Below are 20,505 nucleotides of genomic sequence, written 5' to 3' on the forward strand. Positions count from 1 at the left end.
CGCGACCCGGCACGATGGGGTGCGTGGACCTCGACGAGTTCCTTGCCCTGGCCGACGACCTCCTGCGCATCCCCTCGACCGCCGACCGGCCCGCCGACCTGCTGCGCGCCCTGGACTTCGTGCTCGACCTGCTCGGACCCGACCTCACCGTGGAGCGGTTCGAGTCGCGCGGCAAGCCCAGCGCGCTGGTGTACCGGGGGAGCGAGCGGCCGGAGTTCCGGGTGCTGTTCAACGCCCACCTCGACGTCGTCCCGGCCCCGCCCGAGCAGTTCACGCCGGTGCGCGACGGGAACCGGCTGCACGCGCGGGGCGCGCAGGACATGAAGCTGTCCGCGCTGGTGCTGGCCCTGGTGTTCCGGGACGTGCCGACGTCGTTCCCGGTGGGGCTGCAACTGGTCACCGACGAGGAGGTCGGCGGCCGGGACGGCACGCTGCACCAGTTGGAGCAGGGCGTCACCGGGCGGTTCGTGGTGATCGGCGAGCACAGCGCGCTGCGGCTGGTCACCGAGTCCAAAGGGCTGGTCAACGCGCGGCTGTCGGTCACCGGACGGGCCGCGCACAGCGCCTACCCGTGGCTGGGCGACAACGCCGTGGTCGGGCTCATGCGGTCGCTGGACGCCCTGCTCAAGGCCTACCCGCCCCCCGCCGGGGAGGCCTGGCGGACCACCGTCAACATCGCCCGCGTCGAGACCACCAACACCGCGCTCAACCAGGTCCCGGCCGACGCGTCGGCGTGGCTGGACATCCGGTTCCCGCCCGAGGACGCCGACTTCCGCGACCCGGCGCGGGTCGCCGCGCACCTCAAGGCGCTGACCGGCGCGGACGTCGAGGTGTCCCACGTCGAGCCGCCGCACCGGGCCGACCCCGACAGCCCCGACGTGCGAGCGCTCCGGAAGGCCGCCCGCGACCAGGGGTTCAGCGGCGACCTGCTGCGCAAGCACGGCGCGGCGGACTCGCGGTTCTACCACCAGCGCGGCGTCGACGCGGTGATCTTCGGCATCGGCGGCGACGGGCAGCACGGTCCCGACGAGCACGCCGACCTGACCACCGTCCTGCCCTACCACGCGGCGTTGACGGCATATCTGAAAGCCCTGCCGGACCGGTGACGATCGTGGCTACGCTGGGGTCGCGAGACGAGAGATGAGGACGGCATGACCCCGTTACCGACCGCCACCCTGGTCCCGACGCCCACCGGCGCGGACCTGGTGCTGACCCGCACGTTCCGCGCCCACGTCGAGGACGTGTGGGCGAGCGTGACCGACCCCGAGCGCACCGCGACCTGGTTCGGCCCCTGGGAGGGCGACGCCGCGCCGGGCCGGCGGATCAAGGTGCAGATGGCCTTCGAGGAGGGCCAACCGTGGATGGAGACCCGCATCGACGCGTGCGCCGCGCCGCTGCGCCTGGCCGTGTCCACCATCGACTCCTACGGCGTGTGGAAGCTCGAACTCCTGCTGTCCGAAGTGGACGGTGTGACCGAGCTGAAGCTGGTGCACCACCTGAAGTCCACCGAGGGCATCGGCGAGATCGGTCCCGGCTGGGAGTACTACCTGGACCGCCTGGCCGCCGTCCGGGCCGGCAAGCCCGCCCCCGCCTTCGACGACTACTACCCGTCGCAGAAGGCGTACTTCGAGGGCCTGGCTTGACCGACCGGACCGCGGTGCCCGGCCAGGATCAGGACACCGGGGCCTCCTCGGCGAACTGAGTCCGGTACAGCTCCTCGTACCGGCCGCCCGCCGCGAGCAGGTCGGGGTGCGTGCCGCGCTCCACGATCCGCCCGCCCTCGACCACCAGGATCTGGTCGGCGGCGCGGATCGTGGACAGCCGGTGCGCGATGACCACGGCGGTGCGGCCGGCCAGCGCCTCGCCCAGCGCCGCCTGCACCGCCGCTTCGGACGTCGAGTCCAGGTGGGCGGTGGCCTCGTCGAGGATGACCACGCGCGGGCGGGCCAGCAGCAGCCGGGCGATGGTCAGCCGCTGCCGCTCGCCGCCGGAGAGCCGGTAGCCGCGCTCGCCCACGACCGTGTCCAGCCCGTCGGGCAGCGACTCGACCAGGTCCGCCAGCCGCGCGCGGCGCAGCACGTCCCACACCTCCTCCTCGGTCGCCTCCGGCCGCGCGAGCAGCAGGTTCTCCCGGATCGACTCGTGGAACAGGTGCCCGTCCTGGGTGACCATGCCCAACGTGTCCCGGATCGCCGACAGCTTGAGGTCGCGAACGTCCACACCGGACAGTCGCACCGCGCCCCGGTCCACGTCGTACAGGCGCGGCAGCAGGGACGCGATGGTCGACTTGCCCGCGCCCGACGACCCGACCAGCGCCACCAGCTGGCCCGGTTCGGCGCGGAAGGACACGTCGTGCAGCACGTCCACCCCGCCCCGCGTGTCCAGCACCGCGACCTCCTCCAGCGAGGCCAGCGACACCTTGTCCGCCGACGGGTAGGCGAACCCGACCCCGTCGAACTCCACCGACACCGGCCCGTCCGGCACGGTCCGCGCGTCCGGCTTCTCCTCGATCAGCGGCTTGAGGTCGAGCACCTCGAACACCCGCTCGAAGCTGACCAGCGCGCTCATCACCTCGACCCGCGCGCTGGCCAGGGCGGTCAGCGGCGCGTACAGGCGGGTCAGCAGCAGCGCCAGCGCCACCACCGAGCCCGGGTCCAGCTCGCCGCGCAGCGCGTAGAACCCGCCCAGGCCGTAGACCAGCGCCAACGCCAGCGCGGAGACCAGCGTCAACGCGGTGAGGAACACGGTCTGCACCATCGCCGAGCGCACCCCGATGTCGCGCACCCGCCGCGCCCGCACCGCGAACTCCGCCGACTCCCGGCCGGGCCGCCCGAACAGCTTCACCAGCGTCGCGCCCGGCGCGGAGAACCGCTCGGTCATCTGCGTGCTCATGGTGGCGTTGTGGTTGGCGGCCTCGCGCTCCAGCCGGGCCAGACGCGTGCCCATCCGGCGGGCCGGCAGCACGAACACCGGCAGCAACACCAGCGCCAGCAACGTGATCTGCCACGACAGGCCGATCATCACGACGAACGTGAGGACCAGCGTGACCAGGTTGCCCACGACGCTGGACAGCGTGTCGCTGAACGCCCGCTGCGCGCCGATCACGTCGTTGTTCAGCCGGGACACCAGCGCGCCGGTGCGGGTGCGCGTGAAGAACGCGACCGGCATGCGTTGGACGTGGTCGAACACGGTCGTGCGCAGGTCGAGGATGAGGTCTTCGCCGATGCTCGCCGACAGCCACCGGGCGAACAGCCCCAGCGCCGCCTCCGCGATCGCGATGCCCGCGATGAGCCCGGCCAGGCCCAGCACCACCTCGTAGGACGAGCCGTGGACGATCGCGTCCACGATCCGCCCGGCCAGCACGGGCGTCGCGACCGCGAGCACCGCCACGACGACGCTGACCACGAGGTACTGCGTGAGCCGGGCCTTGCGGGGCCGGGCGAACGACCAGATGCGCTTGAGGGTCGCCTTGGAGAAGGGCTTCTTGTCGTTCTGCGCGTTGGTCATGTGGTACAGCGACATCCACGCGGTGACTTCCATGTCCATGGCCGAAACGTAAGACCTGGAGTTGGGTGGAGGTCAAGGCGAAATGCGCACGGGCCGGTAATCGGGGAGCGTCACGGCGTTGGCGATCTTCTGCAGGTCGCCGAAGATCCTGCTGCCGCCGGGGATGTGCGGCACGATCCGCAGCGTCAGGTCCCGCATGCGGATGAACATCCGGCTCTTGGGCAGCAGCCCGTCCACGCCGCCGAGCGCGAACTTCTGGCACTTGTCGACGTACTCGCGCATCCGCTGCTGGTAACGGCGGAACGCGGTGCCGTGGTCGGGCGCGGTGGCCAGTTCGCCGGCCAGCAGGTACGCGCCGACCAGCGCCATGCTGGTGCCGTTGCCCGCCAGCGGGGAGGCGCAGAACGCGGCGTCGCCGAGCAGGGCGACCCGGCCGCGGCTCCAGGAGTCCAGGCGGACCTGGCAGAGGCGGTCGAAGTAGAAATCCTCGGCGGTGCGCAGGTCTTCCAGCAGCCGCGGGACTTCCCAGCCGTCGTGCGCGTAGGTCCGCGCGATCAGGTCGCGCTGGAAGGCGTCGTCGCGGCGGTCGTGCGGGACGACGGGGGACTTGAAGGTGAACATGGCCTTCGCGCGGCCGTCCGGCGTCGGGTAGACGCCCGCCGCGCGGCCGGGGACGGTGTGCAGGAGCATCCAGCCGTCGGAGTCCGCTTGTCGGGTGGTGCTGAAGATCGCGGTGTAGGCGCCCATGTCGTGGGTGAAGTCCGCTTCGGGGCCGAAGGCGAGCGACCGGACCTTCGAGTGCAGGCCGTCCGCGCCGACCACCAGGTCGAACGTGCGGGTCGGCGAGTTCTCGAAGGTGACCTCGACGCCGTCGGGGGTCTCGGTCAGGGACGTGATGGTGTCGTTGAACAGGTACTCGATCTCGTTGGCGGTCCGGTCGTGGAGGATGCGGACCAGGTCGCCGCGCAGGATCTCGATCTCGGCGATCGCGCCGCCGGAGTCGCCGAGCGCGTCGGCGGCCATGGTCGAGGTGCGCTTGCCCTCGGCGTTGACGAAGGCCATGCCCCGCGCCCCGGTGTGCGCGGCGCGGACCTGGTCCAGCACACCCATCCGCGCCACGACCTCGCGGGCGGTGCCGCGGATGTCCACCGCCTGGCCGCCGGGGCGGGGAGCGGGGGCGCGTTCGACGACGGTCGGGGTGAGGCCGTGGTGGCGCAGCCAGTGGGCGAGGGCGGGCCCGGCGATGCTCGCGCCGGAGATCAGTACGGTGTTCATGCGTACACCGTACATGCGTTCGCTAGCAGTTCAATTGCCATCTGGTGCACTAGTGCACTACCGTAGTGCACTAGTGCGGAGGTGGTCATGGTCTACGAACGGATCGCGGGCGAGATCCGGCAGCGCATCGCGCGGGGCGAGCTGCGCCCCGGCGACCGGGTGCCGTCCACGCGGGAGATCACCGCGCGGTGGGGCGTGGCGATGGCGACGGCGACCAAGGTGCTGGCGGCGTTGCGCGAAGAGGGGTTGGTGCACGCGGTGGCCGGTGTCGGCACGGTCGTGTCGTCACCCGCTCCCGCGGCGCCACCCGTGGTGAAGGACGACCTCACCGCCGACGCGGTGGTGCGCACCGCGCTCGCCATCGCCGACACCGAGGGCCTGGCCGCGCTGTCCATGCGCCGCGTCGCCGGACAGCTCGGGGTGGCGGCGATGTCGCTGTACCGGCACGTTCCCGGCAAGGACGAACTGGTGGTGCGCATGATCGACACCGCTTTCGGAGCGTCCCCGCTGCCGGTCGGTTCGGGCGGGTGGCGGGAACGGCTTGAGACGGTCGCGCGGCTGGAATGGGACCTGTTCAGCCGGCACCCGTGGCTGGCCGGCGCGATCTCGATGACCCGGCCGACGATGCTGCCCAACGCGGTCGCGCACACCGAGTGGATCATGCAGGCGCTGGACGGGCACGGCCTGACCGCCGAGGAGGCGCTGCACGCGGCCGTCACGCTGTTCGGGTTCGTGCGGGGCATCGCGGTGAACCTGGAGCACGAGGCGGAGCAGCGGCACCAGACCGGCATCACCGAGGACGAGTGGATGGCCCGGCAGGCGGGGGTCATGACGTCGCTGGTGGCGTCCGGGAGGTTCCCGATGTTCGCCCGGATGGCGGGGTCGGAGGTGGACATGGACCTCGGCACGCTGTTCGAGTTCGGGTTGGCGCGGATGCTCGACGGGATCGGGGAATGGATCAGCGGTCGCGCGGCGTTGACCGGGGGAGGAAGACCCGAGTGAGGGAGGCACGTGGTGGCGCAGGACCCGGAGGAGCTGTTCGAGGTCGACTCCGACGTCCCGGACCTGACCGGAGCGGTGCTGCTGCACCACTTCGACGGCTTCATGGACGCGGGCGGCGCGGGCGCGGCGCTGGTCGAGCACCTGCTGTCGGTGCACGAACACCGCGTGGTCGCGCGCTTCGACGTCGACGACCTCCTCGACTACCGGGCCAGGCGCCCGCCGATGACCTTCGACACCGACCGCTGGGAGAGCTACGCCGCGCCGGAACTGGTGGTCTACCTGCTGCACGACGCGGTGGGCACGCCGTTCCTGCTGCTGACCGGCCCCGAGCCGGACCGCAGGTGGGAGGCGGTCGTGGCGGCGGTGCGCGCGTTGATCGACCGGTGGGGCGTGCGGCTGGCGGTGAGCTTCCACGGCATTCCCATGGGCGTGCCGCACACGCGGAAGCTGACCGTGATCGCGCACGCGACCCGGCCGGACCTGGTGGTGGAGAAGAGCCCGTTCAGCCGGGTGCAGGTGCCCGGCAACCTGGCGGCGCTGCTGGAGCTGCGCTTGGGCGAGTCCGGCCACGACGCCACGGGCTTCGCGGCCTACGTGCCGCACTACCTGGCCCAGGGCACGTACCCGACGGCGGCGCTGAACCTGCTGGAGGCGATCACGAAGTCGACGGGCCTGGTGGTCCAGGCGGCGCAACTGCACGAGTCCGCTCGGCGGACCGAGGCGGAGATCGCGCGGCAGGTCGCGGAGTCCGACGAGGTGGCCCAGGTGGTGGCGGCGCTGGAGCGGCAGTACGACGCGTTCACGGAGGCGTCGGAGAACTTGCTCGTGGAGCCGGACGGGCCGCTGCCGAGCGCCGACGAGCTGGGCGCGGAGTTCGAACGCTTCCTGGCGGAACAGCAACGCGACCACTGAAAGCGCTGGTAGGGTGGCTTTCGCGGGCCACCCGGCCGGCATCACCCGATCGTGTGACATGCAGGATCCGCGACTTTTAGCCGACTCGCGCGTCCCGTAGATGGAATGAGGTCGCGGCGGACCCGGGCCCACCCCAACGCCCTCAGCCCCGCCCTCAGCCCCCGCCGCCCCCGCCGCCACCCCGCTCGGCCTGCCCGCTCGCACGGCTACGCCCGCCGCACCGCCCGCGCGCAGCCGCCGCCCGTCGCTCCTGCCGCCGCCGCCCGCCGCGCCGCCTGCCTCGCCCGCCGCCTGCTCCTGGCCTGGCTCCTGCGTGCCGCTCCTGGCCATGCCCTGCCCGCCGCGCCTGCCTGCCGCGCCCCGCCGCCGCGGCCCCGCCGCACCCAGCCTGCCGCCGCGGCCCCGCCGCACCCAGCCTGCCGCCGCGGCCCCGCCGTGCCCTGCCCGCCGCCGCGGCCCCGCCGCGCCCAGCCTGCCGCCGCGCCCCCACCGTGCCTGCCACCCCGGCACGAACCGCCCGCCAACGCCCACCACCGCCCACCGAACCCGGGCGCGAAACCGCGACCGCGCGTCACCCTCCAACAGCCGGCAGGTCAGCCAGCAGGCGGTAGGAGTCGAGCAAGGCGGCGCGGTCGTGGGTGCTCGTGGTCACCAGCACCTCGTCCGCCCCCGTCCGCGCCCGCAACCCGTCCAAGGCCTTCGCGACCTCCGTGGGCGTGCCGAAGACGTGACCCCGCAAGCTCTCCTCGAAGTACTGGCGTTCGCGCGGGCGCATCGCCAACGACAGGATGTCCTCGGGCGCCCGCAACGCCGGGAACTCACCGCGGGTCCGCGAGTACGCCATCGACCAGGCCTCCGGAACCAGCAGCCGCCAGGCATCCTCCGTCGTCGACGCCACCGCGACGGCCAACGACACCACCACGTACGGCTCGGCAGCCCAAGCGGAAGGCCGGAATGAGGACCGGTACCCGGCGATCGCCGACAACATCGCCTCCTCGCCCCGGAAACCCCCGATCACCAACGGCAACCCCAACCGGGCCGCCACCCCCGCCCCCGCCCCGGTCGCCAGCACGAACGCGGGCACCGCGCGCCCCGGCGCCGGGTAAGCCCGCACCGCCGCCGTGTCGGCGAAGTACGACAGCAGCTCACCCACCTGCTCCTCGAACCCGTCGGACGTGGCGGAGGAAGCGTCCACCCGCCCCAACGCCCGCCGCACCGGCTCGGTGAACCCCACCGACCGCCCCAACCCCATGTCGATCCGCCCCGGGAACAGCGAATCCAGCACCCCGAACTGCTCGGCGACCACCAACGGCCGGTGGTTGGGCAACATCACCCCGCCGGTCCCCACGCGGATCCGGGACGTCGCCGCCGCGACCGCCGCCGCCAGCACCGTCGGCGCCGACCCGGCCACCCCCGGCACGCCGTGGTGCTCGGACACCCAGAACCGGTGGTACCCCAACGCCTCCACCGCCCGCGCGAACGCGACCGTCTCCCGCAACGCCTCGGCGTGCCCCACACCCGTCCGCGTCCGCGACCTGTCCAGCACCGAAAGCTTCACACCAAGGACAACACCCCCACCGGCCGCGCGATTTCACAACCGGCTGGTGTCCACCGCCACCCCCAACCGCACCGCCCCGTAGGTCTCGAACAACCGCCGCGACACCAACCCGTGCTGCGCCGCCACGTGCGCGTCCCGCAGGCACCGCTGCAACGGCGAGTCCGCGAACACCGCGCTGCCCCCACCGAGGTCGAACGCCAACCGCGTCACCGAAGCCGCCTCCGCCGCGGCGTGCGAGCAGGCCAACCGCAGCCGCGCCCGGTCACCCGCCCCCACCGGCGCCCCCGCCACCGCGTCGGCCCACCGTGCGGCCGTCTCCGCGTGCAGGAACGCCCGAGCGGCGGACAACCGGGCCTCCGCGATCGCCAGGTCGATCTGCGCCGACGCCTGCGCGGCCAACACCGTCGACGTGTACTGCGGCGTCTTCACCACCGCCAACGCCGCCGCCTCCTCGACCGCCCGCGCCGCGATGCCCAACCCGACCGCCGCCACCCCCAACGCCAGGAACGCGATGAACGGGAACCGCGCCAGCGGCGCGTCCACCTCGGCGGAAGCCGGCCACACCGCCCGCCGGAACGGCACGAACTCCCCGGACACCTCCCACTCGTGCGACGCGGTGGCCCGCAACCCCGCCGCGTCCCAGGTGTCGTGCACGGTCACCGCCGACCGGGGCAGCAGCACGAACCGCGGCCCGTCCGGCGTCACCGCACCGCCGGCCACCCAGGTGCACAGCGGCACCGCGCTGCCCCACCCCCACCGGCCGGTGACCCGGTAACCGCCGTCCGCCGCCACCGCGCGCCCCGCCGGCGCGGCCGTCCCGGCGACCACCGACGCGGGCGACCCGAACACCTCCGCGGCGCCGTCCGCCGGCAGGTACCAGGCCAGCGCCGACGTCGCGCTGGTCGTCATCGCCGTCCACCCGGTCGACCCGTCGGCCCGCGCCAGGTCCTCCACCGCCACCAGCCACGACGGCAGGTCCATCTCCCCGCCGCCGAGCGAGGCGGGCGCGAGCATGCGCGTCGCACCCGCCTCGACCAGGGCCGCCACCACCGGCGGGGTCACCACCCGGTCCCGCTCGGCGGTCGCGGCCTCGGCGCGGATCAGTTCGTCCATCCACCGATCATGCCGCAACGGTCCACTTCTGGTTGGCGCCGCCGGTGCACGTCCACAGCTGCAACCTGGTCCCGTTGGCGGACGAGGCGTTCTGCGCGTCCAGGCACTTGTTCGCCGGGATGTTCACGATGTCGTTCGCCCCGCTGACCGCCCACTGCTGCGCCCCGGTCCCGTTGCAGTCCCACAACTGCACGAGCGTGCCGTCCGCCGTGCCGGCCGCCGCCGCGTCCAGGCACTTGCCCAGGGCGCGGATCGTGCCGTCACCGGGACGCGTCCACTGCTGCGCCGCCGTCCCGTTGCAGTCCCACAGCTGGACCGGCGTGCCGTTCGCGGTGTTCGCGCCCGCCACGTCCACGCACTTCCCGCCCACGCCCGTGATCCGGCCGCCCGAGCCACTGTCCGGAGTGGACACCCGCACGTAGTCGATCACGAACTGCTGCGGGAACACCGTGGACGCGTCGGGGTAGCCGGGCCACTCGCCGCCGACGGCGAGGTTGAGGATGATGAAGAACGGCTTGTTGAACACCCACTGCCGCCCGCCCAGGTCGGCGGGCGTCCGCCGCTGGTACACGTGCCCGTCCACGGACCACGCGATGCCCTGCGGCGTCCAGTCGACGGCGAAGGTGTGGAAGCCGTCGGCGAAGTTCGGGCCGTTGTAGGCCATGCCGATGCCGCCGGCACCGGAATAACCGGGGCCGTGGATCGTCCCGTACACCGTGTTCTGCTGGTGCCCCAGGAACTCCATGATGTCGATCTCGCCGCTGTTGGGCCAGCCGACGCTGCCGATGTCCTGGCCGAGCATCCAGAACGCGGGCCAGATCCCCTTGCCGCGCGGCATCTTCATGCGCGCCTCGACCCGGCCGTAGGTGGTGGTGAACTTGCCGGAGGTGTTGATCCGCGCGGAGGTGTACTGGCAGCGGCCGTACCAGCAGTTGTAGTTGCCGGGGTTCTCCTTGCGGGCGGTGATCACCAGGTTGCCCGCGCCGTCGAGCGCCGCGTTGGACGCCGAGGTCGTGTAGTACTGGTGCTCCCGGTTGTTCCCGCCGTTGTCGCCGACCTCGGTGTTCCACTTGGCGCCGTCGACGCGCGTGCCCGCCGGGCCGTTGAACTCGTCGGCGAACGTGACGGCCAGCGGCACGGGCGCCGCGGCGGGCGCGGCCTGCGCCGCGGGCGCGGCGAGCCCTCCCAGGGCCAACGCGACCGCGCTGACCAGCACTCGTGTCCTCATCGACACCGGTCCCTTCCGTGAAAAAGGCGGCCTTTCGGTGCAGCGGCGTGGCCCGAAGTTACTGCATCGCCTTTAATCAAGTCACGATGAAAGTACGGGCGCTTTACTGTCGCTAGGCCGGGACACCCACCGGCACCCGACGAGGAGGTCGAGACCCGATGGCCATGCTCCGCAGCTACGTGTCCGGTCAGTGGCACACGCCGTCCGTCGAGGGCGCTCCGCTGCACGACGCCGTGACCGGCGAGGAGATCGCCCGCATATCGTCGGCGGGCGTCGACATGGCGGCGGCCCTGGACCACGGCCGGCGGGTCGGCGGTCCGGCGCTGCGCGAGCTGACCTTCCACCAGCGCGCGGCCCTGCTCAAGGCCCTCGCCTCCCACCTGCGCGAGCACCGCGACGAGCTGTACGCGCTCTCCGCCCGCTCCGGCGCGACCAGGACCGACTCGCTGATCGACGTCGACGGCGGCATCGGCGTGCTGTTCGGCTACGCCAGCAAGGCCAAGCGGGAGCTGCCCAACGCGTCGGTGTACGTGGACGGCGGCCTCGAACCGCTCAGCCGGGGCGGCACGTTCCTGGGCCAGCACATCGCCACCCCGCTGCGGGGCGTCGCCGTGCAGATCAACGCCTTCAACTTCCCCATGTGGGGCCCGCTGGAGAAGTTCGCGCCCGCGTTCATCGCCGGCGTCCCGTCGCTGATCAAGCCCGCCTCGCAGACCGCGTACATCACCGAGAAGCTGGTGTCGCTGATGCTGGACTCGGGCCTGCTGCCCGAGGGCGCGGTGCAGCTGGTCTGCGGCAGCGCGGGCGACCTGCTCGACCACCTCACCGAGCAGGACCTGGTCGGCTTCACCGGCTCCGCGTCCACGGCCCAGCACCTGCGCACGCACCCGGCGGTGGTCCGGTCGTCCGTGCGGTTCAACGCCGAGGCCGACTCGCTGAACTGCTCGATCCTCGGTCCGGACGCCGAGCCGGGGACGCCGGAGTTCGACCTGTTCGTCAAGCAGCTGGTCAGCGAGATGACCGTGAAGGCGGGCCAGAAGTGCACGGCCATCCGCCGCGCCCTGGTGCCCGCGGGCTTGCTGGACGCCGTCGCCGAGGCGGCCCGGGAGCGGCTGGCGAAGGTCGTGATCGGCAACCCGGCGAACGAGTCCGTGCGCATGGGCGCGCTGGCGGGCTTGGAGCAGCGGGAGGAGGTGCGGCGGTCGCTCAAGGCGCTGCTGGAGGCCGGCGACGTCGTGTACGGGTCGCTGGACCGGGTCGACGTGGTGGACGCCGACGCGGAGCGCGGCGCCTTCATGTCGCCGGTGCTGCTGAAGGCCGACCCCGACCGCGCCCAGCCGCACGAGGTGGAGGCGTTCGGGCCGGTGTCCACGTTGTTGCCGTACGACGGTGTGGAGCAGGCCGTCGAGCTGGCGGCGCGGGGGACGGGCAGCCTGGTCGGGTCCGTGGTGACCTACGACGCGGACTTCGCGCGCGACGTCGTGCTGGGCGTCGCGCCGTGGCACGGGCGGCTGCTGGTGCTGGACCGGGACGACGCGAAGGAGTCCACGGGCCACGGCTCGCCGCTGCCGGCGCTGGTGCACGGTGGTCCGGGACGGGCCGGTGGCGGTGAGGAGATGGGCGGGATTCGCGGCGTGCTGCACCACATGCAGCGGACGGCGGTCCAGGGCAGCCCGCGGGTGCTGACCGCGGTGACGGGGCGGTGGGTCGCCGGTGCGGAGCGGAACACGGAGGGGGAGCACCCGTTCCGTAAGTCGTTGGCGGAGTTGCGGGTCGGCGACACGGTGGTGGCCGGGCCGCGCACGGTGACGTTGGACGACATCGAGCACTTCGCGTCGTTCACCGGGGACACGTTCTACGCGCACATGGATGAGGAAGCGGCGGCGGCGAACCCGTTCTTCGGGGGGCGGGTCGCGCACGGGTACCTGGTGGTGTCGTTCGCGGCGGGGTTGTTCGTGTCGCCGGAGCCGGGGCCGGTGCTGGCGAACTACGGGTTGGAGAACCTGCGGTTCCTGACGCCGACGTTCCCGGGGGACGAGCTGACGGTGACGTTGACGGCGAAGCAGATCACGCCGCGCGAGGACCAGGAGTACGGCGAGGTGCGCTGGGACGCCGACCTGGTGAACCAGAAGGGCGAGTCGGTGGCCAAGTACGACGTCCTGACCTTGGTGGCCAAGACCCGCTGACGGCGGTTCGTCCGCGCCCCGCCAGCCGCCGGCACCGGCGGCTGGCAGGGCGCGGGCAGGGTTCGGTCGCTCGGCCACAAACTCGGCCGCGCTCGCTCGGTGGTCGTAGAATTGTCGTATTGTTCAACAGTTGAGCAATCCTACGAGCGGTGCGGTCAGACGGAGTAGCCCACGATCGCCGGGTCCAGCCAGTCGCTGGACACGATGGTCGCCCCCTTGCCCGAGAGCAGCCGGACGCGGGCCTGGGCGTCGGCCACGGACGGGGTGCGGGCGTCGATGGCCGGTGCGACGGAGTGGGCGTCGGTCATGACCACCAGGTAGTGGCCGCCCAGGTAGGAATCCCCGGGGTAGCTCGCGTAAGCGCTCGCGCTGCCGTCGAACGCCACGAACCACGGTGCCCGCGCCCCACCCCGATCACCGACCCGCGGATCCGACTGCGACGCCCCGTTGATCGCGGGGAACGCCATGGCCGACGACAGGGTGCCGCTGTCGCGCGCGGAGATCAGGCGGTCCGCGTACTCCAGGTCGGTGTCGTAGTTGTCGAACGGGTTCTGGGCCTCGAACGTCCCGACCTCCACCAGGATCACGAACTTCCCGGTCAACGCCGCACGGCTCGGCCAGGCACCGGCGCGGGCGGCGGCGTCCAGGGTCGGGTGGGTGCCGATCAGGTGAGCGGGGCCGAAGACGGATCCGGCGCCCAGGTGTTCGGCCACCAGGCGGTCGAACTCGTCGGGGCCGTAGCCGCCCCGGTCGTCGAAGCCGTTCTTGAACTCGACCTTGAGCACGACCGGCGGGTGGTTCGGGTTGCGGTCGTGCCACAGGCGGATGTTGCGCAGGCAGCCCGCCAGGTTCTGGTTGCGCGAACCCGTGCGCAGTTCCTCGTACGTGGTCGCGCGGGCGCAGTTGTTGGCGTTGCCCGGGTCGTGGCCGACCTGGAAGTCGCGGCTGAAGAAGAAGTTGGTCCAGACGTCGATCTCGACCATGCCCGGTTTCTTGTCCAGCACGTCGACCAGGTACGGGGCGGCCTGCTGGGTGTAGGCGTTGTGGACACCGACAGCGGTCCCGCCGGTCGCGGTCCCGGCCGAAGCCGGTCCGGTCGCACCCGGCGCGGCGAGAGCCGTTCCGGACAGCACCGGCAGGAGCAGGGTCACTGCGGCTATCAGACGCTTCATGGTGGTGGCTCCTCGATCGTCCTCGACCGACGAGCCTAGGGACATGAAGAATATTCGCGATGTCCGCCGGATGGGCGAAGCGTCGATTTGTTCCCACCATCTCTCTCGGTGGAACGGGGAACACGTCCGGACTCCGTCGGGTTGGCGAGAGGGAACGTCACCTGACAAGAGGAGCACCTGAGGTGTCCGAGACTTTCTCGCTCGGTGGGGACCTGACCGTCAACCGCCTGGGCTACGGGGCCATGAGGCTGACCGGCGAGGGCATCTGGGGGTACCCGGCCGACCGCGACAACGCGATCGCGGTGCTGCGCCGGGCCGTCGAGCTGGGGATCGACTTCATCGACACGGCCGACTCGTACGGCCCGCACGTCAACGAGGAGTTGATCAAGGAGGCGCTGCACCCCTACGCCGACGGCCTGGTCGTGGCCACCAAGGCGGGTCTGCTGCGCACCGGCCCGGGCGAGTGGCCGATCCTGGGCAAGCCCGAGTACCTGCGCGCGTCCGCCGAGGCCAGCCTGCGCCGGCTGGGCGTCGAGCGCATCGACCTGTTCCAGCTGCACCGGATCGACCCCGACTACCCGCTGGAGGACCAGGTCGGCGAGCTGCGCAAGCTCCAGGAGGAGGGCAAGATCCGGCACATCGGACTGTCCGAAGTGGACGTGAAGCAGCTGGAGGCGGCGCGGGCCGTCGCGCCGATCGTCAGCGTGCAGAACCTCTACAACCTGGCGAACCGGCAGCACGAGGCCGTGCTCGACTACACGACCGAGCACGGCATCGCGTTCATCCCGTGGTTCCCGGTGGCCAGCGGCGAGATCGCCCGTCCCGGCGGCGTCCTGGACACGGCCGCGCGCGAGCACGGCGCCACCCCGGCGCAGCTCGCGCTGGCCTGGCTGCTGCGGCGCGCGCCGAACGTGCTGCCGATCCCGGGCACGTCCTCGATCGCGCACCTGGAGGAGAACACCGCCGCCCGGACGATCGAGCTGACCGACGAGGAGTTCGAGAAGCTCTCCGCGCTGGCCTGACCCAACGCGATCGGTCAGGCGGGTTTGCCGGCCAAGCGGCGCTCGACGCGGTCGCGCAGGTTCTCCGGGAGGTGGTCGCCCGCGTCGAGCAGGCGCGGCAACAGGGCCGGTTCCAGCGTGACGGCGCGGAAGGTGAGCCCGATCGTGACGTCGTGGCCGGGGCGGTCGAGCAGGACCGCCTCGTCCCCGGCGGCGATCAGCCCCGGTTCCAGGACGCGGAAGTACGCGCCGGGCGTCGCCTTCGCGGTGAACGCCTTCACCCAGCCGTCCCGCTCCATGATCCGGGCGAACGTCGAGCACGGGATGCGCGGCCCGGTGACCTGGAGCACCGCCGTGCCCACGCGCCACCGTTCGCCGAGGAGCGCGCCGGTCAGGTCCATGCCCTCGGTGGTCAGGTTCTCGCCGAACAGGCCCGGCGCGAGGTCGCGGCCCAGCTCGGCGGACCACGCGTCGAGGTCCTCGCGGGCGTAGGCGTAGACGGCCTTGAGTTCGCCGCCGTGGTTCTTGGTGTCGGCGACGAAGTCGCCCTCGACGCCGCTGCCGGACTCCGGCGCGTGGACGTGCACCGGTCCGGTGACGGGTCGCTTGGCGATGCCGGTGTGGTCGAGCGTGGCGGCGTTGAAGTCCATGCGGGCGCCGGTGTTGACCGAGAGCACGTGGGGCATGGTCGTCACGGTAGTCGAGCCGCTCGCGGAGTCCGAGCGTCGGTGGACTTTGGTGGTTCCCGCGCGGGGCCGGGGGCGGGTGCGCAAGGATGGGAGGCGTTCACCGTTCCGTGGGGGAGTCATGCGCAGGTCCCTGGTCCCGTTGCTGCTGTGCCTGGTTCTGTCGGCGGGCTGCACGGCCAGGACAGCCCTGCCGACACCGACCCTCGGCCCGCCGGCGCCCGACGCGGGAACGCTGGTCAGGGCCCTGGCCGACCGGTCGGCGGAGCAGTACTCCGTGCGGTTCGAGGCCGAGCGGACCATGTCGAGCCGACGGGTCCGCCAGGAGGGCGGCCTGGTCCGGTCGCGGGACGCCCGGCTGGTGTCGCTGCGCGAGGACTCGGTGGACGTCGTGGTGCTCGCGGACGCGGGCTACTCGCGGTCCGGTGGCGGTGGCTGGACGCGGCTGAGCCGGGTGGACCGCGTGCCGATCAAGTCCGGCGCGCCGGTCGAGGCGGTGGCCGACGAGGTGGACCCGCGGTCGGTGGTCGGGTCGCTGCGCGGGTCGCTGCTGGTGCAGACGGGCGAGGAGACGATCGACGGCACCCCGACCCGCCGCTACACGCTGCTGGTGGACCTGCGGGTGCAGGCGGACCAGACCGCGGACCCGATGCGGCGGACCCAGCTGATGGCGGCCTACGAGTCGGGCTTCACGGCGACCGCGACGGTGTGGGTGGGGCCGGGCGACCTGCCGGTGCGCGTGGAGCAGACCCTGAAGACGCTGGAAGACAAGACCTTCCAACAGACCGAGCACACGTTCCGGGACTGGAACGCCGACATCCGGGTCACCGCGCCGACCTCGTGAACCCGCGCCCGGCCGCTGTCGAGCCCCGCGCCCGGCGACGACCCCCAGCCGGCCGCCAAGCCTCGCGCCCGGCGACGACGAGCCTCGCGCCCGCGACGACCCCAGCCCGGCGAGCCCCAGCCCCGCGTCGAGCCCCGCGCCCGGCGTCGAGACCCGCGCCCCGCGTCGAGTGGGAGCCGTGCCGTGGTTCCCGCGTTCCTTGTTCTACGGGACGCGCGAGGAGCCGGTTGGTCGCGGATCCTGCATGTCGCACGATCGGGTGATCATCCCCGACCGGTCGCCACAGCCACCCTACCAGCGGTTTCCGGTCTCAGCAGGTGCGCTTGGCCCGGCTGATGTCCACGGGCTCGGCCGGTCGCCCGTCCACCGGGGCCGGGTTGTCCGGGGTCGGCGCGATGCCCTTCGCCGCGATCCGGTCCAGCGTCGCGAGGCCCGCCTCGTCGATCCGGCCGAAGACCGTGTAGTTCGGCCGCAGCACCGAGTCCGACGTCACCAGGAAGAACTGGCTGCCGTTCGTGTTCGGCCCCGCGTTGGCCATGGCCAGCGTGCCCCTCGGGTAGATCCGGCGCTGGCCGGTCGGGTCGCCGGGAGCGGGCTGGAGGTTGGTGGGCAGCTCGTCCTTGTACTTGTAGCCCGGACCGCGCTCGCCGGTGCCGCTCGGGTCGCCGCACTGCAAGACCTTCAGCGTCGGGTACGCCGTGAGCCGGTGGCACGTCGTGTCGTCGTAGAACTTGTTGCGCACCAGGTGGAGGAAGCTCTGGACGGTGCACGGGGCCGCCGCCCGGGTCAGGGTCAGCCCGATGGGGCCCTGCGACGTGGCGAGGACCACCGACGCCGTGCCGTGCGACGGCGTGCGCCGCGGGTCCGGGGGCAGCTTCACGGGGCGGGCCGCCGGGTCGTCCGGAGTGGCCGTGTACGCGCACGGGCCGCGGGTGACGTCGGACGCCGCAGAGAAGTCCGCCGCAGCCGAGTCCGCCGCGCCGGAGGCGGCGGCCGTGCCGGGAGCGCCGACCGCGAGAAGTGCCGTTGCCACCGCAAGTGCCAGGAAGGTCCTCACGCCCACCAGTCCTAGCGAACGGCGTTCCTCCGCACTAGGGCCGGTCGGAGGGTGAGAGGTCGGCGGCCAGGGTGGTCAGCGACTCCCGGTCCGGCCGGCACGTCTTGGTGATCAGGCTGGCGACGTGCTTCTCCACCGTCCGCGGCGAGATGTGCAACCGGGTCGCGATCGCCTTGTTCCCCAACCGCCCCGCCAACAGCCGGAGCACTTCGAACTCCCGCACGGTCACGCCCAGCGCCCGCAGCTCGCGCGGCACCTGCTCGACCCCGGTCCGCCGTTGCGGGACCGACGCCCCCACCTGCCGCAACAAGCCCCGGCACGCGCTGGCCACCGCCGTCGCCCCGGCGGCGTGGAAGTACTCCTCCGCCCCGCGCAGCCACGCCACCGGCTCGCCCCACCCGTCGCGCACCGCCGCCTCGGCCACCAAGCGCAACCCCAGGAACCGCGCCAACGGGTAGATCGCCGCCGCCTCCCGCGCCTCCCGCACGGCCGCCGCGGCCTCCTCCTCCCGCCCCTCGCGCCCGAGCAGCACCGCCAGGGCGAACTGCCCGAACACCCGGTTCCACCGCATCCCGGCCGCCGCCGACCGCGTGATCTCCGCATAACCCGCCAGGTCGAGCGCACCGCTCAACGCCCCGAGCAGCAGGCGCAACCCGTGCGTCCCGGACAGGTGGAACGTCGTGGGCGTCTCGGCCTCGTAAGCCATCGCCCGCGCCACGTCCTGCTCCGCGAGGTCCCGGTCCTCCTCCAACAACGCGCAGAACGCCCGCGCCAGACCGAAGCACAACGGCCGTTCCTGCGACCCGATCCCGCCCAGCTCGTGGAACCGGGCCACCGCGCTGTCCACTTCGGACCGCTTGCCCTGGTGGGCGGCGGCGGTCGCCTGGGCCATCAGCACGTACAGCGTCATCGGCTTGAGCTGCAACCGCCGCGTGCCCTCGCCGCACACCGCGAGCTTCTCCTCGGCCGCCGCGTACTCGCCGCGCAGCACCGCGTCCAGCCCGAGGATCGCGTCCACGTTGTACGCCACGGTGATCGCGCCGACCCGCAACGCCTCCTCGCGCGCCTCGACCAGCTCGACCACCGACCCGTCGGCCAACCAGTCGATGCCCGCCAGCCGCACGGTCGCGTACGTCCGGTGGATCGGCAGCCGGTTCTCCTCCGCCAGCTGCCGCGCCCGCAGGAAGTGCCCGGTCGCCTCGCCGAGGTCGCGGTCGCGCGCCAGGATGCCCAGCAGCTGCAACGCCTCGCACGCCACCTCCGGCAACGACGCCCGCGACGCGGCCTCGGCGGCCCGCCGCGCCAACGCCTCGGCGGCGGAGATCCGGTCGGGCCGCTGCGCCTCCAGCGCCAGGAACGCCGCCACCGCGTCCACCCGCGCCAGGTGCGAGTCGTCGGCGTCGGGACCCAGCAGGGCACGGGCCGCGTCGACCTGCGCGCTGCCCTCCGCCAACCGCCCCGACAGCCACGCCACCCGCGCCAGGATCGTGTGCAGCTCGGCCCGCCGCACCGGCGGCAACCCGGCCGCGCTCAGCTCCGCCACCGTGTCGGCCAGCGCGAACGCCCGCTCGAACTGCCCCGCCTCGCCCAGCGCCGGCAGCAGCGACCGCAGCACGTCCGCCCGGATCGCCACGTCCACCCCGCTGGCCAGCAACCGGTGCGCGTGGTCGAGCAGCCGCACCGCCGACCCGGCCGCGCCGTCGGCCAACGCCCGCCGCCCCGCCTCGGCCAGCAGCTGGCCGGCCTCCGCGGTCTGCCCCGCGTCCAGCCGCAGCGACGCCACCAGCGGGCACCACTCGCCGGGCAGCTCGGGGTGCAGCCGCAGCACGGCGTCCGCGGTGCGCCGCGCCAGGTCCGCCCGGTGCGTCGGCGTCAACTGCGCCAACAGCGCCTCGGCGGTCAACGGGTGGCGGAACGCGTACCAGTCCGGCACCGGCTCGTCCGGGGTCACCAGCTGCGCCGCGACCCCGGCGTGCAGGTGCGACAGCAGCGCCCGGTCGTCCAGGCCGGTGACCTCGCGCAGCACCGACAGCGGGAACCGGTGCCCCAGCACGGCCGCCGCGGACAGCAGCTCACGGCCCTGCGGCCCCAACCGGTCGGTGCGGTGCGCGATGGCCCGCACCAGCGCCGTCGGCACGTCGATGCGCAGCTCGCCCAGCACCTGCCAGCCGCCCGGCCCGCGCACCAGCGACCCGCCGCTGACCAGCCCGTGCAGCATCTCCTCGACCACGAACGGGATGCCGGCGCTGTCGGCCCACAACCGGTCGGCGACCGCGTCGGGCACCTCCCCGGCGGTCACCTCCAGGCAGGAGGCGACCATCTCGCGCACCATCGGCTCGGTCAGCCGGCGCAGCTCCAGCAACGTCCCCGCGGCCCGCTGCGCCGCCAGCCGGACCACGTCCAGCGCCGGACCCGGGTCGGCGCGCATGGTCACCAGCAGCGCGACCGGAGTCTGGTCCAGGTTGTCCACCAGGTAGTCGATGACCGCGAGCGTCTCGGCGTCCGCGTCGTGCAGGTCCTCCAGCACCAGCAGGCACGGGTGGGTCCGGCCGACGAGCACCAGCAGCCGCAGCACCGCCTCGGCCAGCACGACGATCGAGTGGTTCTCGCGCGGCTCGGCACCCCACTCGGGCACCAGCCGGCCCAGCGCCGACTGGTAGGGGCCCAGCTCCCGCAGGTCCGGCGCGTCCCCGCCGCGCGGCAGCGACATCAGCGCCTCGGCCAGCGGCCGGAACGGCACCAGCGGCCCGATCGTGGACCCCCGGCCGCGCAGCACCCGCATGCCGCGGTCGAACGCCGACCCGGCGGTCACCCGGGCCAGCCGGGTCTTGCCGATGCCGGGTTCGCCGACGAGGAACACCGCCCGCCCGCGACACGCCGCCGCGTCGGCGAGGGCCTGGTCCAACACCCGGAGTTCGTCGTCGCGGCCGACCACGACCGGCGCGCGGGTCTGCATGGCCCGAC

The 20,505-nt window shown here is 73.0% G+C and carries 16 protein-coding genes; 7 read left to right on the forward strand and 9 right to left on the reverse strand.

The window, feature by feature from the left end:
* Positions 1–14: 14 nt before the first annotated feature.
* On the forward strand, positions 15–1,106 hold the full coding sequence (locus tag ABD126_RS18090) for a M20 family metallopeptidase (RefSeq protein ID WP_343935037.1): 1,092 nt from the start codon (positions 15–17) through the stop codon (positions 1,104–1,106).
* Positions 1,107–1,151: 45 nt separating this feature from the next.
* The gene (locus tag ABD126_RS18095; protein ID WP_343935038.1) at positions 1,152–1,643 is read left to right on the forward strand and encodes an SRPBCC family protein; all 492 of its coding nucleotides are present in this window, start codon (positions 1,152–1,154) and stop codon (positions 1,641–1,643) included.
* A gap of 28 nt (positions 1,644–1,671) precedes the next feature.
* Here ABD126_RS18095 and ABD126_RS18100 read toward each other — a convergent pair whose 3' ends face one another.
* A complete protein-coding gene (locus tag ABD126_RS18100) occupies positions 1,672–3,546 on the reverse strand; it encodes an ABC transporter ATP-binding protein (protein ID WP_425542843.1) in 1,875 nt (624 codons plus the stop codon).
* 33 nt (positions 3,547–3,579) lie between these two features.
* Positions 3,580–4,782, reverse strand: a complete 1,203-nt coding sequence (locus ABD126_RS18105; RefSeq protein WP_343935039.1) for an FAD-dependent monooxygenase — start codon at positions 4,780–4,782, stop codon at positions 3,580–3,582.
* Positions 4,783–4,869: 87 nt separating this feature from the next.
* On the opposite strand from ABD126_RS18105, the gene ABD126_RS18110 reads away from it, so the two are divergent.
* Both ABD126_RS18110 and ABD126_RS18115 read left to right on the forward strand, forming a co-directional pair.
* A complete protein-coding gene (locus tag ABD126_RS18110; RefSeq protein WP_343935040.1) occupies positions 4,870–5,784 on the forward strand; it encodes a TetR/AcrR family transcriptional regulator C-terminal domain-containing protein in 915 nt (304 codons plus the stop codon).
* A gap of 12 nt (positions 5,785–5,796) precedes the next feature.
* Positions 5,797–6,696 carry a proteasome assembly chaperone family protein gene (locus tag ABD126_RS18115; RefSeq protein WP_343935041.1) on the forward strand — a complete coding sequence of 300 codons (900 nt, stop codon included), beginning with the start codon at positions 5,797–5,799 and terminating at the stop codon, positions 6,694–6,696.
* 571 nt (positions 6,697–7,267) lie between these two features.
* On the opposite strand, the gene ABD126_RS18120 is transcribed toward ABD126_RS18115, so the two are convergent.
* The 3 genes from ABD126_RS18120 to ABD126_RS18130 are packed head-to-tail and all read right to left on the reverse strand — an operon-like array spanning position 7,268 to position 10,595.
* Positions 7,268–8,254, reverse strand: a complete 987-nt coding sequence (locus ABD126_RS18120; RefSeq protein ID WP_343935042.1) for an MsnO8 family LLM class oxidoreductase — start codon at positions 8,252–8,254, stop codon at positions 7,268–7,270.
* Between the two features lie 33 nt (positions 8,255–8,287).
* Positions 8,288–9,367 carry an acyl-CoA dehydrogenase family protein gene (locus ABD126_RS18125; protein WP_343935043.1) on the reverse strand — a complete coding sequence of 360 codons (1,080 nt, stop codon included), beginning with the start codon at positions 9,365–9,367 and terminating at the stop codon, positions 8,288–8,290.
* 7 nt (positions 9,368–9,374) lie between these two features.
* Entirely contained in the window at positions 9,375–10,595 is a 1,221-nt protein-coding gene (locus tag ABD126_RS18130) for a family 16 glycosylhydrolase (protein WP_343935044.1), read from the reverse strand.
* A gap of 158 nt (positions 10,596–10,753) precedes the next feature.
* Here ABD126_RS18130 and paaZ point away from each other — a divergent pair, with 158 nt between their 5' ends.
* Positions 10,754–12,781, forward strand: a complete 2,028-nt coding sequence (paaZ, locus tag ABD126_RS18135) for a phenylacetic acid degradation bifunctional protein PaaZ (RefSeq protein WP_343935045.1) — start codon at positions 10,754–10,756, stop codon at positions 12,779–12,781.
* 155 nt (positions 12,782–12,936) lie between these two features.
* Here paaZ and ABD126_RS18140 read toward each other — a convergent pair whose 3' ends face one another.
* Complete coding sequence (locus ABD126_RS18140; protein ID WP_343935046.1) at positions 12,937–13,953, reverse strand: phosphatidylinositol-specific phospholipase C domain-containing protein; 1,017 nt, start codon at positions 13,951–13,953, stop codon at positions 12,937–12,939.
* Positions 13,954–14,135: 182 nt separating this feature from the next.
* Between ABD126_RS18140 and ABD126_RS18145 the strand changes: the two genes are divergently transcribed.
* On the forward strand, positions 14,136–14,975 hold the full coding sequence (locus tag ABD126_RS18145) for an aldo/keto reductase (protein WP_343935047.1): 840 nt from the start codon (positions 14,136–14,138) through the stop codon (positions 14,973–14,975).
* A gap of 14 nt (positions 14,976–14,989) precedes the next feature.
* Here the strand turns inward: ABD126_RS18145 and ABD126_RS18150 are convergent, their stop codons facing one another.
* Positions 14,990–15,640, reverse strand: a complete 651-nt coding sequence (locus ABD126_RS18150; RefSeq protein WP_343935048.1) for an MOSC domain-containing protein — start codon at positions 15,638–15,640, stop codon at positions 14,990–14,992.
* A gap of 121 nt (positions 15,641–15,761) precedes the next feature.
* Here ABD126_RS18150 and ABD126_RS18155 point away from each other — a divergent pair, with 121 nt between their 5' ends.
* Complete coding sequence (locus ABD126_RS18155; protein ID WP_343935049.1) at positions 15,762–16,484, forward strand: LolA-like protein; 723 nt, start codon at positions 15,762–15,764, stop codon at positions 16,482–16,484.
* 310 nt (positions 16,485–16,794) lie between these two features.
* Here the strand turns inward: ABD126_RS18155 and ABD126_RS18160 are convergent, their stop codons facing one another.
* Both ABD126_RS18160 and ABD126_RS18165 read right to left on the reverse strand, forming a co-directional pair.
* A complete protein-coding gene (locus ABD126_RS18160; RefSeq protein WP_343935050.1) occupies positions 16,795–17,517 on the reverse strand; it encodes a peptidylprolyl isomerase in 723 nt (240 codons plus the stop codon).
* A 58-nt stretch (positions 17,518–17,575) separates the two neighbouring features.
* A complete protein-coding gene (locus ABD126_RS18165) occupies positions 17,576–20,497 on the reverse strand; it encodes an ATP-binding protein (protein ID WP_343935051.1) in 2,922 nt (973 codons plus the stop codon).
* Between the last annotated feature and the right edge of the window lie 8 nt (positions 20,498–20,505).

It is taken from the genome of Saccharothrix mutabilis subsp. mutabilis, assembly GCF_039521145.1.
GTDB lineage: Bacteria > Actinomycetota > Actinomycetes > Mycobacteriales > Pseudonocardiaceae > Actinosynnema > Actinosynnema mutabilis.